Below are 12020 nucleotides of genomic sequence, written 5' to 3' on the forward strand. Positions count from 1 at the left end.
CCCCCCGATCGGGGCCCTCCCATAACCATAGAATTCGGCCATATGTTCTCGGCCGCCGGGTCAGGCCCCGGCGGCGGCCGGGCGGGTGGTGACGTATCCCACCCCGCGCAGCACCACGTCCACCAGCGCGTCCGTGTGCGCGTGGGCGAGCGGCGCGGTCCGCATCAGCCACCGGTACGTCAGCGGTCCCACCAGCATCTCCACCATCAGGCGCAGGTCGGTGTCCGCAGGAAGCTGCCCCGCGTCCACGGCCGTGCGCAACCGCGCCTCGTAGAGGGCGAGCTGGGGTTCGAGGAGCTGTTCGGTGAAACGGGTCCCCAGGTCGGGGTCGGTCGCCCCGGCGGCGGTGAGGGCGCGGGTGGGGGCGTCGTACCGCTCGTCGAGGAACTGGTCCACCGTGATCCGCAGGACCGTCTTGAGGTCGGCCGCCAGGTCCCCGGTGTCGGGGAAGCCGGTCCAGCCGCCCTCCTCCACCGCCTCCCCGGACAGCGACAGCGAGGCGTCCAGCAGGACGGCGGCCTTCGAGGGCCACCAGCGGTAGATGGTCTGCTTGCCGACGCCCGCCCGGGCGGCGATGGCCTCGATGGTCAGCTTGTTGTAGCCGACCTCGCCCACCAGCGTGAGTGCGGCGTCGAGGATGGCGCGCCGCGAGCGCTCGCTGCGGCGGGTGGCGTCGGGGGACTTGCTCATGACGCCCAACGTATCAATGCGAGACGTCTCGTCTTTCATCCATTCCGTAAACCACCCAATCAGTTCACTGCGCGGTCCCCCTTGAGGAGAGACGATTCTTTCCACAGACGCACGCACGTGAGTCCGCAGTCGTGAGGAGCCTTCTTTGCGCAGAGACGCCACACCCCGGCGCTACCTGATGTGCCCACCCGCACACTTCAAGGTCACGTACTCCATCAACCCGTGGATGGACCCCACGAAACCGGTGGACCTGCCCCTCGCACACGCCCAGTGGGAAGACCTGAGGGACCGCTACCGCTCCCTCGGCCACACCGTCGAGATCCTCGAACCGCAGCCCGGCCTGCCCGACATGGTCTACGCCGCGAACGGCGCCCTCGTCGTCGACGGCCGGGTGCTCGGCGCCCGGTTCGCCTACCCCGAGCGCGCCGCCGAGGCGGAGATCCACCTCGACTGGTTCCGGGCGAACGGATTCACCGACGTCCACGAGCCGTCCCACGTCAACGAGGGCGAGGGCGACTTCGCCGTCACCGCCACGTACATCCTGGCGGGCCGCGGCTTCCGCTCCAGCCCGCTCTCGCACGACGAGGCCCAGGAGTTCTTCGGCCGCCCCGTCATCGGACTCGACCTGGTGGACCCGCGCTACTACCACCTGGACACCGCGCTCTGCGTCCTCGACGGCGACGAGATCATGTACCACCCGCCGGCGTTCTCCCCGGGCAGCCGGGCCGTCCTGCGGCGCCTCTTCCCGGACGCCCTGATCGTGGACTCCGAGGACGCGGCGGCCTTCGGCCTGAACTCGGTCTCCGACGGGCGCCACGTGCTGCTCCCGCAGGCCGCGACCGGGCTGCTCGCGCCGCTGCGCGAGCGCGGCTTCGAGCCGGTGCCGATGGACCTGGGCGAGCTGCTCAAGGGCGGCGGCAGCGTGAAGTGCTGCACCCAGGAGCTGAGGCCCCGGGAGCAGTGACCCCGGCGGCCCCGGCTCCACCGGCCGGGGCCCCGGCGGCCTACGCGTCGGCGGGCGGCGGCCACTCCTGGCCCCAGTCGGCGTCGCGCGCCGCCTTGTAGAGGTCGCCGTGGCGCTTGGTGACGGTGGCCCGGCTCAGGCCGGCCCCCTCGCCGCTCTGCGGGCCGCACAGCTCCAGCAGGACGAGCCCCTTCCTGATCTGCGGCCTCCGCGTGATCCGGAAGGGGACCGGCGCCACCGGGAAGCGGGTCGCGGCGACGTAGCTGAACTTCTCGTCCTCGTACGGGAGGGAGCCGCCCTTGATCTTGCGGTGCAGGGAGGAGCGGCTGACCCGCGCCGAGAAGTGGCACCAGTCCTGGCCCACCTCGATCGGGCAGGCCCCGTCGTGCGGGCAGGGCGCGGCGACCTTCAGCCCGGCCTCGATCAGCTGCTCGCGGGCCTCGCGGATGCGCAGGTAACCCTCGGGGGTGCCCGGCTCGATCAGCACCACGGCCCGCCCCGCGCGGGCCGCCTCGGCGACGACCGCCCGGCGGGCCTGCGGGGTGAGTTCGCCGAGCACGTACGACACCGTCACCAGGTCCGCGTCGGGCAGCGCGATGCCGCTGCCGATGACGGCCCGGCGCCACTCGGCACCGCGCAGCGCCTCGGAGGAGGAGCGGCCGGCCAGCTCCCGGCCGAGGGCGAGCGCGGGCTCCGCCCAGTCCAGCACCGCGGTGGTGCGGGGACCGTCCCAGGTGGCGTCGACCGCCCAGGCCGCGGCGCCCGTGCCGCCGCCGACGTCCACGTGCGAGCCCGGGACCCACTCGGGCGCGGCCTCGGCCAGCCCGTCCAGGGCGGCCCGTACGGCCTCGAAGGTGGCCGGCATCCGGTAGGCCGCGTACGCCGCCACGTCGGAGCGGTCGCGCAGGACGGGCGCGTCGGTGGGGGTGGTGCCCCGGTAGTTGGCGATCAGCCGCTCGACGGCGGCCGCGGCCTGCTTCGGCGGGAGCCCGTCGAGCAGCCCGGCGAGGGCGCTGCGGAGGGTCTCGGCGGTGGTGGGGGCGGAGGCGTTCACCAGCGAAGTTTACGGCGCCGGGCCGGGCGCCCGGTGACGCGGGCAGCGGCCGCCGTCACGCGGCCAGCGGCTCCCGCGGCCGCCAGGGGCGGCACATGCCGAGGAAGCAGCCCACCGCCAGCAGCGAGCAGCTCAGCTGGACCAGCGCCATCGGCACCGCCGTGTGCTCGCCCGCGATCCCGACCAGCGGGGAGGCGACCGCGCCGACGAGGAAGGAGGAGGTGCCCAGCAGCGCGGACGCCGAGCCGGCGGCGTGCGGGGTGCGCATCAGCGCCTGCGCGTTGGTGTTCGGCAGCACCAGGCCCATCGCCGACATCAGCACGAACAGCGCGGCGGCGACGGGCACCAGCCCGACCTCCCCGAACGCTCCCGTGGACATGAGCAGAAGCGCCACCGAGGCCACGGTGATGGTCGCGATCCCGGCACCCAGGGCCTTGTCCAGGCTGACCCGGCCGACCAGCAGCTTGCCGTTGATCTGGCCGACGACGATCAGCCCGACGGAGTTGAGGCCGAACAGCAGGCTGAAGGCCTGCGGGGAGGCCCCGTAGATCTCCTGTACCACGAAGGGCGAGGCGGATATGTAGGAGAAGAGCACCGCGAAGGCGAAGCCGCCCGTCAGGGTGTACCCGGCGAAGACCCGGTCGCCGAGCAGCCCGCGCATGGTCCGCAGCGCGGAACCCACGCCGCCGGTCTGGCGGCGCTCGGGCGGGAGCGTCTCCCCGAGGCTGCGCCAGACCACCACGGTGAGGGCGAGACCGACGACGGCGAGGACGACGAAGACCCCGCGCCAGTCGGCGAGCCGCAGCACCTGGCCGCCGATGAGCGGCGCGACGATCGGGGCGGCCCCGGATATGAGCATCAGGGTGGAGAAGAAGCGGGCCATCTCGACGCCGTCGTACAGGTCGCGCACGACGGCGCGGGCGATGACGACCCCGGCGGCGCCGGCCAGGCCCTGGACCAGGCGGAAGCCGATCAGCAGCTCGGCGGTCGGGGCGAGGGCGCAGACCGCGGTGGCGAGGACGTAGAGGACCATGCCCGCGAGCAGCGGCCGGCGGCGGCCCCACTTGTCGCTCATCGGGCCGATGACCAGCTGGCCCAGCGCCATCCCCGCGAGGCAGGCGGTGAGGGTGAGCTGGACGGTCGCGGCCGGGCTGTGCAGGGCGTCGGTCACCTCCGGCAGCGCCGGCAGGTACATGTCCATGGACAGCGGGGGGAGCGCGGTGAGCCCGCCCAGCACGAAGGTCACCAGCAGACCGGTGCGGCGCGCGGCCGCCAGGGGGACGGCCGCGGCGGGCGAGGGGGACGGGGATCCGGGCGTGCCGCCCTGCGCGGGGGCCGCCGACGGGCCTCTCTCCGACATGCCGAACTCCAGTCTTCTCATCCGATGTACGCACCCCTGACCGACCCATGCTCTCAGCTGTCGGAACGTCCCGAGCCGGACGTGCGGTGTGACGTACCCTGCGGCCCCATGAACCCACCGCTGAAGAAGATCGCCGTCGTGACGGGTGCCGGTACCGGGATCGGCCGCTCCGTCGCCCTCGCCCTGGCCGGGGCGGGCTGGTCGGTGGCCGTGGCCGGACGCCGGACCGGACCCCTGGAGGAGACGGCCGCGGCCGCCGGGCCGGACGCGGACGTCCTGCCCGTACGGGCGGACGTGAGCGATCCGGCCGACGTGGCCGCGCTCTTCGCCACCGTCCGCGAGCACTACGGGCGCCTCGACCTGCTCTTCAACAACGCCGGCACCTTCGGCCCGGCCGGGGTCGCGCTGGAGGACATCTCCTACGAGGCCTGGCGGCAGGTCGTCGACGTCAACCTCACCGGCTCCTTCCTCTGCGCCCAGGCCGCCTTCCGGGCGATGAAGGAGCAGGACCCGCAGGGCGGCCGGATCATCAACAACGGCTCCATCTCCGCCCACGTGCCCCGCCCGAACTCCGTCGCCTACACCGCGACCAAGCACGCCATGACGGGCCTGACCAAGTCCCTGTCCCTGGACGGGCGCCCGTACCGGATCGCCTGCGGCCAGATCGACATCGGCAACGCGGCCACCGAGATGACCGAGCGCATGCAGACCGGCATCCTCCAGGCGGACGGCCGGCTGGCCGTGGAACCGGTGATGGACGCCGCCGACGTGGCCCGCACGGTCCTGCACATGGCGGAGCTGCCGCTGGAGGCCAACGTCCAGTTCGCGACGGTGATGGCGACGGCGATGCCGTACATCGGCCGCGGCTGACGGCCGGGAACGGCGGCGGGGCCACGGCCGGTGACGGCCGTGACCCCGCGCCTCCCGCCCGCGCCCTTGCGGGATCAGACGGGGTCGACCTGCCAGATGAAGCAGTCGGCCGCCTTCTGCGGCTCCTTGCCGAGCAGCGAGGTGAGGGTGCCGCGCAGCTCGGGGGTGCGCTCCTGCGCCACGGGCAGGACGATCAGACCGGCCTTCCAGTGGGCGAGGTCCCCACGGGCCTCCTCGCGCATCTCCGGGGTGACGTCCGGCGGCGGGACGGTACCCCAGCGCATGTCGCGCAGCAGGTCGGACAGCATCCGGGGCTTGGCGCCGTAGATCCCGACGCGGTCGGGCCCGTCGGGCCCGTTGAAGTAGCCGCCGGCCAGCTTGAACCCGAAGCCGGTGTTGCTCTGCCAGCGCAGGGAGGCCGCGTACCGGGGGTCGGGCAGCGGCACCGGGACCAGGGACCGGCCGTCCTTGAGGTAGTCCTCGTACAGGCCCCGGGCGATGAAGGCCGGTACGGGTTCGCGCTCCTCGACGACCAGCGGCAGCGGCAGGATCGGCACCAGCGCGGCGGCCACGGCCAGGTACCCCACGAAGCGGTGCTCGCGGGCGCGGAAGCCCACGATCCGGTCGAGCGCGAGGGCCAGCAGGATGCCGAAGACGGGCGCGCACACCATGGCGACCCGGCTCTCGATGACCGATTCGAGCAGCGGCAGGTGCCGCAGGACCCGCCAGGGCGCGGGAACCGTGATGCCGAACTTGTCGATCTCCACCCGGGGTCCCAGGGAGAGCACGGCGGTGGCCAGCGCGGTGATGCCGAGGGCGCGCACCACGGGCCGCCGCCACAGCCACAGGGTGATGCCGGTGGCCAGGGCGAGCAGGGGCCAGCCGTAGAAGGCGTTCTGCTCGGTGGTGTTCAGCGAGAGCCTGCCCGCGGTCTCGGCGTTGCCGAACAGCGAGCGGGCCGAGTACTCGGTCAGGGCGCGCAGCGGGTTGCCGGCGCCGCCCTCGCCGTGGAGCACCGAGTGGTAGCTCTGCGGGCCGAAGAACTGCCAGTACAGGGGGAAGGCGACCAGCGGCAGGGAGACGGCCGCCGTGATCGCCAGGCCCTTGGCCAGCGGCCGCACCGCCGCGCGGGCGGTCTCGCGGTCGACGTACGCGTGGACGAGGGCGAAGATCAGCATGCCCATCGCGGCCAGCAGGAACGGCTCTTCGCCGAGGAAGATCTGGTAGGCGGAGAACAGCCCCAGCAGCACGCCGTCGCGGACGACGTTCCTGCCCTCGCACAGCCGCAGGGCCCGGTCGATGATGACCGGGATCATGAAGAGCACGACGAAGTTCGGGTGGGCGTTGGCGTGCGAGACCATCGGCGGCGCGAAGGCGGCCAGGGCCCCGCCCGCGGCGGCCGCCCACCGGCTCTCGGTGAACCGGCGGTGGATCAGCCAGTACCAGGACCAGGCGGTCGCGGCGATGCCGAGGGTGAACACCAGGGCCAGCGTGACGGTCGGGCCGAAGAGCAGGGTGACCGGGGTGAAGGGGACCGAAAGCCCGAGCATCACCGTGTTCCCCATCAGATTCACGCCGTCCGGCATGTTCTGGAAGTCGGTGAACAGTGGGTTCCGCAGGTGCGCGACGTTGTCGGCGGTGACCCCGAAGAACCATTCCCACTGGTTCTGGTCCTGGAGGGAATGGGCGAGGATCGATCCGTCCAGGTCCCCCCACCACCCCTTGTAGAGGTAGAGGGAGGCCAGCAGGTACAGCGCGGCCACGGCGATGCCGCCGGCGTTCAGGCGCATCAGTTCGCCGAGCGTGCGCAGGTAGTCCAGGAGCTGGACCTTGGAGCCGTCCTGGTGCGCCCAGCGGACCGGAACCTCGGCGACCGGCCACCCCTTGCGCCGGAAGTACTGGAGGATCTCCACGTCGATGGCCCAGCCGTCGAGCCTGGCGGCCCCGAAGGCCGCGCGGGCCTGATCCCCGTCGAACAGCTTGAACCCGCACTGGGTGTCGCGGATCCCGCGGACGGCGACCAGCCGGATGACCCGGTTGCCGACCCAGCCGAGCACCTCGCGCAGCGCGCTCTGCTGGCGTTCCACGGCGGAGTCGCGGTGGGCGCGCGAGCCGATGGCGGCGTCCAGGGTCGGGTCGTCGGCCAGGGCCTTCTCCAGCCGGGCCAGCTCCTCCATGGGGGTCGCCAGGTCCGCGTCCATGATGAGCACGCGCCGCCCCAGCGAGGCCGCGACGCCGAGCCGCAGCGCGCTGCCCTTGCCGCGGTTCTGCTCGGACTGCACCAGCCGGATCCGGTGTTCGTCGACACCGGCCTTCAGGGCGACGGCGGCGGTCCGGTCGGGGGAGCCGTCGTCGACGACGATGACCTCCCAGTCCTCCGTACCGGTGCCGACGTGGGAGTCCAGGTAGGACCGGACGACGTCCAGGGTGGGCCCGAGGCGGTCTTCCTCCCGGTAGGCGGGGATGACCACGGACAGGCCTACGGCCCCCGGTCCCTGGTCGGCGGGTTCGCCCGTGGCGGTGGCACCGCGGGACCTGAGTATGCCGTTCTGCACGTACAAGCCATTCGTCGAGTTGTCCGGTCCGGCCGGGAGACGCACCGCGAACGAACGGCCGGCCCGGCCTCGTCACCGCCGCGGAAGCGTCCGCGGGGGAGAGGCGGCGGGGAAAGACTCGGAGACCCGGTCCGAGAACACCTTGTGCGACGGCAGTTACGGACGGGCGAATCGAATTCGGCCATGTTTTTTCGCGGGGATAACGGTTCTACCCCGTGTGACCACGCATCGTTACCCCCCTCGGCGCGGCTCCAACTGCCTCTTTTTGTGGTCGAAAGGACAGAGGGCCCGGACCAATATAGATCAGCCTTCAACGGACGACCCACCGATCCGCCCGGAACGGCGGGCCGTTCTCGCGGGAAATGCGTAGGGAGATATTCCGGTTGGGACCCTCATGACGACTGAAAACAGGGACGCACGGGGTGGCGGGCCGCCCGGTTCCGTACTGCGGCTGGCCGCGTACCCGGAGGCGGAGCTGCCCGGGGAGCTGGCGCGGCAGGTGGCCGGGATCGAGGCCCGGGTGTGGCCCGGGAGCCGCTTCGGGCACGACCCGCTGCTGAGGCCGCGGGTGCTGGTGCTGCTCGACGGGGACGGGGTGGTCGGGGCTTCCCTGACCCTGCTGTACAAGGAGGTTCCGTGCGGCGGGCGGGTGCGGCGGGCCGCCGGGCTGAGCGGTGTGGTGACCCGGCCCGAGTGGTGCGGGCGGGGGCTCGGGGGCCGGCTGGTGGCCGGGGCGCGGGCGGTGCTGGAGGCCGATCCGGCCGTGGACCTGGCCCTGTTCAGCTGTGACCGGCCGCTCGCGGCGTTCTACGAGAGGGCCGGCTTCGAGCGGCTGCCCGGGACCGTCCTCGTCGGCGGGACCCCCGACGAGCCGCTGGCCACCGACGCGCCGGGCTTCGACAAGGAGGTGCTCGGCGCCTTCTTCGCCGCCGGGGCGGACGGGGGAGCGGACCGGGCCGCCCTGAGCGGGAGCAGGGTGGCGCTCCACCCGGGCACCGTCGACCGGCTCTGGTAGCGCCGGGAAACGCGGGACGCCCGGCCGGGGGCCGGGCGTCGGGCGGGGTGCCGGGCGGGGGTCAGCCGCGGGCGGGGGTCGGTTCCTTCGGGGCCGGGGCCGCCTTGGGGCGGGCCGGGAGGAGGAACAGCGCCAGGACGACGACCAGGTACAGGGACCACACCGCCAGCTGGTAAGCCGTCGGGTCCGGCTGGAAGTTGAAGACGCCCTTGAGCAGGACCCCGTACCAGCTGTCCGGCGGGATCGCCGAGCTGATGTCGAAGGCCTTGTCGTGCAGGCCGTCCAGGAAGCCGGCCTCCTGGAGGTCGTGGACGCCGTACGCGAGGACGCCCGCGGCCACGATCACCAGCATGCCGCCGGTCCACTTGAAGAACTTCGCCAGGTTGATCTTCAGCGCGCCCCGGTAGAACAGCCAGCCCAGGAAGATCGCCGTCGCGATGCCCAGCAGCACGCCGATCAGCGGGGCCGAGGAGCCCTCGCCGCTCGCGCGGACCGAGGCCCACACGAACAGCGCCGTCTCCAGGCCCTCGCGGCCCACCGCCAGGAAGGCGGTGGCCACCAGGGCGCCCGTGCCCATCGCGAGGGCGGCGTCCAGCTTGCCCTCCAGTTCGCCCTTCAGGTGCCGCGCGGTCTTCTTCATCCAGAAGACCATCCACGTGACCAGGCCCACCGAGATGATCGAGAGGCTGCCGCCCAGGAGCTCCTGGGCCTCGAAGGTGAGTTCCTGGGTGCCGAAGGTCAGCAGAGCGCCGAACGCCAGCGAGATCGTGCAGGCGATCCCGATGCCGAGCCACACCGGACGCAGCGCGCCCCGGTTCTCCGTCTTCACCAGGTAGGCGACCAGGATGCAGACGACCAGGCTGGCCTCAAGGCCTTCGCGCAGGCCGATCAGATAGTTGCCGAACACGGCGTTTCCTCTCCGGCGGGGACTACGCGAACAGCGTCCGGCCCCACCAGTCGTCCTTGTCGCGGACGCCCGGCGGGACGGCGAAGACGGCCGAACCCACGTGCTGGATGTATTCGTTGAGCGCGTCGTTCTTCGCCAGCTGCCGCTGGATCGGGATGAAGCCCTTGCGGACGTCGCGCTGGTAGGCGAGGAAGAACAGGCCCGCGTCGAGGCGGCCCAGTCCGTCCGTGCCGTCGGTGAAGGAGTAGCCGCGGCGCAGGATCGTCGCCCCGTCGTTGGAGTCCGGGTGCGCCAGGCGCACGTGCGCCTGCGGCTTCATCGCCTTCAGGAACGGCTCGTCGCGCTCCTTGGACTTGCCGACCGGCGCGCCCTCGCCCTTGTCGCGGCCGAAGACGTCCTCCTGCTCCTGCAGGGAGGTCCGGTCCCAGGTCTCGATGTGCATCCGGATGCGGCGGGCGACCAGGTACGAGCCACCGGTCAGCCAGGCGCTGCCGTCGTTCGCGCCGACCCACACGTGCTTGTCGAGGGCCGCGGTGTCGGTGCCCGAGACGTTACGGGTGCCGTCCTTGAAGCCCATCATGTTGCGCGGGGTCTGCGCGTCCGGGGTGGTCGAGGAGGTCTTGCCGAAGCCGAGCTGCGACCAGCGGACGGCGACCTTGCCGAAGCCGATGCGGGCGAGCTGGCGGATGGCGTGCACGGCGACCTGCGGGTCGTCCGCGCAGGCCTGGACGCACAGGTCGCCGCCGGAGCGGGCCTGGTCCAGGTTGTCGCCGGGGAAGGCCTCCAGGTCCACCAGGGCCTCCGGGCGCTTGCCCTCCAGGCCGAAGCGGTCCTTGGCGAACAGGCCCGGACCGAAGCCGATGGTCAGGGTGAGGCGGGAGGGCTTGAGGCCGAGGGCCTCGCCGGTGTCGGTCGGCGGGGCCTCGGGCAGGCCCTCGTACGCGTCGCCGACCGGCAGGCCGGCCGTCATCAGACGGGCCGCGGCGGTCCACTCCTTGAGGAGCCGGACCAGCTCGTCGCGGTTCTTGGTCTTCACGTCGAAGGCCGCGAAGTGCAGCCGGTCCTGGACGGCGCTGGCGATCCCGGACTGGTGCTCGCCGTGGAACGGCACCGCCGCCCCGGCGGAGGCCGCCGGAGCCATGTCCGAGCCGCCGCCCAGCGCGGCGACCGTGCCGCCGGCGGCGGCGGCGCCGATCGCGAGACCGGCTCCGCCCCAGCCGAGCACCGAACGCCGCGAGGGGGCACCCGCGCCGGTGGAGGACTCCTGCGACACCTGGTCGGTCATGCTGTTTCTCCCGCCTCTGCCTTGATCCCGGTACTACTTGGCGACCGCTGCGGCGAGCTTGGAGAGCGGCTCGGCGAGGGAGTTGACCCCGTCCGAGAGCTCCTTGCGCTCCGCGTCCCCGACCTTGTCGTAGGAGGTGAACTCGTAGCCGTTCTTGTCGGCGCGGTACTTGTCCAGCAGGGTGTTCAGGGCCGCGAACTGGGTGTCGAGCTGCTTGACGAGCTCGGCGTCGTTCTTCTGGGCGGTCGGCTTGAGCAGCTCGTACGCCTTCTCCGCGCCCTCGACGTTGCCCTTGAAGTCGATCAGGTCGGTGTGGGAGTAGCGCTCCTCCTCACCCGTCACCTTGCCGGTGGCGACCTCGTCGAGCAGTTCCTTGGCGCCGTTGGCCATCGAGGTCGGGGTGATCTCCGCCGTGCCGATCTTCTTGTGCCATTCGGTCACGTCGGTCATCAGGGTGTCGGCGAGCTTCTTCTCGTCGTCGCCGATCTTGTTGTCGGCCCACAGGGCCTTCTCCAGGCGGTGCCAGCCGGTCCACGTCTGACCGGCCTCCAGGCCGTCCTCGCGGACGTCGACCTTCGGGTCGATGTCACCGAAGGACTCGGCGACCGGCTCGGTGCGCTCCCAGCCCAGGCGCGAGGGCGCGTACGCCTTCTTCGCGGCCTCGACGTCGCCCGCCTTGACCGCGTCCACGAAGGTCTTGGTCGTGGGGAGGGAGGCCTCGGCCTGCTCGACGACGTACTTGCGGTACGAGGCGACCGCGGCGTCCAGCTCGGGGCTGCGCTTCTCGCCGCTGCCCTGGCCGGTGGCCTTGACCTTGGTGCGGATGCCGTCGCCCTTCATGCCGGGCTTGCAGGCGAACGCGTAGTCGCCCGCCTTGATCTCGGCGGTGATGGTGGCCTTGGTGCCGGGGCCGATGTTCTCGCGCTCGGCGACGATGCGGTCGTCCGGGAAGAGCACGTAGAGCTCGGTGACCTTGGAGCCCTTGTTCTCGACCTCGATGGAGACCTTGCCGGCCGGGAACTCGGTCTTGGAGACCTCGCAGCCGCTGTCCGTCGCGTTGACCTTGATGGCGCCCGAGCCGCTGTCGTCGCCCTTGTCCGCGCAGCCGGTGACGGCGGTGAGCGCGACGACGACGGCGGCCGCGGAGAGGACGGTGAGACGGGCGGGGCGCATGCGGGCTCCTGGCGGGGGTGGAGGCTGGGTGAGGCTCGGTGGGGCTTGGTGAGGCGGACCTAACTTAACCGAGGCTTACCTGACCGATGCCCGCTCGTCCAGTGATTCAGCTCTCACCTTCCGGCCCCGGACACGACCCCGTCACGG

10 protein-coding genes are annotated in these 12020 nt (G+C 72.2%); 3 read left to right on the plus strand and 7 right to left on the minus strand.

Annotated elements, in window-relative coordinates; all coding sequences use genetic code 11:
- Positions 1-60 precede the first annotated feature (60 nt).
- Complete coding sequence (locus SLAV_RS25785; RefSeq protein ID WP_030238567.1) at positions 61-690, minus strand: TetR/AcrR family transcriptional regulator; 630 nt, start codon at positions 688-690, stop codon at positions 61-63.
- Positions 691-835: 145 nt separating this feature from the next.
- Between SLAV_RS25785 and ddaH the strand changes: the two genes are divergently transcribed.
- Positions 836-1654, plus strand: a complete 819-nt coding sequence (gene ddaH / locus SLAV_RS25790; RefSeq protein ID WP_030238570.1) for a dimethylargininase — start codon at positions 836-838, stop codon at positions 1652-1654.
- Positions 1655-1694: 40 nt separating this feature from the next.
- Here ddaH and SLAV_RS25795 read toward each other — a convergent pair whose 3' ends face one another.
- A complete protein-coding gene (locus SLAV_RS25795; RefSeq protein WP_030238573.1) occupies positions 1695-2708 on the minus strand; it encodes a small ribosomal subunit Rsm22 family protein in 1014 nt (337 codons plus the stop codon).
- A gap of 55 nt (positions 2709-2763) precedes the next feature.
- Positions 2764-4068 (minus strand): multidrug effflux MFS transporter, encoded by a 1305-nt coding sequence (locus SLAV_RS25800; protein ID WP_037688495.1) that lies wholly within the window; start codon positions 4066-4068, stop codon positions 2764-2766.
- A gap of 108 nt (positions 4069-4176) precedes the next feature.
- Between SLAV_RS25800 and SLAV_RS25805 the strand changes: the two genes are divergently transcribed.
- A complete protein-coding gene (locus tag SLAV_RS25805; protein ID WP_030238578.1) occupies positions 4177-4938 on the plus strand; it encodes an SDR family oxidoreductase in 762 nt (253 codons plus the stop codon).
- Between the two features lie 74 nt (positions 4939-5012).
- Here the strand turns inward: SLAV_RS25805 and SLAV_RS25810 are convergent, their stop codons facing one another.
- Positions 5013-7493, minus strand: coding sequence for a dolichyl-phosphate beta-glucosyltransferase (locus tag SLAV_RS25810; RefSeq protein ID WP_391385212.1), 2481 nt, complete (start codon positions 7491-7493; stop codon positions 5013-5015).
- Between the two features lie 394 nt (positions 7494-7887).
- Here SLAV_RS25810 and SLAV_RS25815 point away from each other — a divergent pair, with 394 nt between their 5' ends.
- Complete coding sequence (locus SLAV_RS25815; RefSeq protein ID WP_234333844.1) at positions 7888-8508, plus strand: GNAT family N-acetyltransferase; 621 nt, start codon at positions 7888-7890, stop codon at positions 8506-8508.
- 61 nt (positions 8509-8569) lie between these two features.
- Here SLAV_RS25815 and efeU read toward each other — a convergent pair whose 3' ends face one another.
- Genes efeU through efeO form a run of 3 tightly spaced genes read right to left on the minus strand, consistent with a single transcriptional unit; the run spans position 8570 to position 11873 of the window.
- A complete protein-coding gene (gene efeU, locus SLAV_RS25820) occupies positions 8570-9415 on the minus strand; it encodes an iron uptake transporter permease EfeU (RefSeq protein WP_030238586.1) in 846 nt (281 codons plus the stop codon).
- A gap of 22 nt (positions 9416-9437) precedes the next feature.
- Complete coding sequence (gene efeB / locus SLAV_RS25825; RefSeq protein WP_030238588.1) at positions 9438-10700, minus strand: iron uptake transporter deferrochelatase/peroxidase subunit; 1263 nt, start codon at positions 10698-10700, stop codon at positions 9438-9440.
- A gap of 33 nt (positions 10701-10733) precedes the next feature.
- Complete coding sequence (efeO, locus tag SLAV_RS25830) at positions 10734-11873, minus strand: iron uptake system protein EfeO (protein WP_030238591.1); 1140 nt, start codon at positions 11871-11873, stop codon at positions 10734-10736.
- Between the last annotated feature and the right edge of the window lie 147 nt (positions 11874-12020).

Origin of the sequence: Streptomyces lavendulae subsp. lavendulae, from assembly GCF_002803845.1 — a bacterium.
Lineage (GTDB): Bacteria > Actinomycetota > Actinomycetes > Streptomycetales > Streptomycetaceae > Streptomyces > Streptomyces lavendulae.